Source organism: Shewanella sp. MBTL60-112-B2 (genome assembly GCF_019655055.1).
Classification (GTDB): Bacteria; Pseudomonadota; Gammaproteobacteria; order Enterobacterales; family Shewanellaceae; genus Shewanella.
In genome coordinates, this window is the sequence record NZ_BPFA01000104.1 from 1 (window position 1) to 464 (window position 464).

A 464-nucleotide genomic window follows, 5' to 3' on the forward strand; every position below is an offset into this window, starting at 1 on the left:
AGTCACTTAACCATACAACCCAAATAAGTCTCTATGAGAATATCCGTTGTTTTAAGCGGGTAAGCTTAAAACAGTCGTACGTAACTAATGGTTTCTACTTTCGCCAAAATTAGAATTTTTTACTTAAGGTCGTTAAACCCTAAGCCAAGACACTTAATGTTAAGTGTTTTAGAACTCAATTTTTTAATTTCGCGCTAATGCTACAAACAGCGATAAATCGCCATCCCTTTCACATTAACACTATCAGCTTTCCAAATTTTTAAAGAGCATTGTTACTGCAACAAGGCAGAACAAGTGTCGCTCGCCTCACTCAAATAAGAGCAGAGACAAACAAGCAATCTGTGTGAACACTCAACAACTATCAAGTTAGTCGTATAGGTAAGGAGGTGATCCAGCCCCAGGTTCCCCTAGGGCTACCTTGTTACGACTTCACCCCAGTCATGAACCACACCGTGGTAAACGCC

1 rRNA gene is annotated in these 464 nt (G+C 40.3%); it reads right to left on the reverse strand.

The window, feature by feature from the left end:
* Positions 1-379 precede the first annotated feature (379 nt).
* Positions 380-464, reverse strand: a 16S ribosomal RNA gene (locus K5Q73_RS21420); the annotation flags it as partial.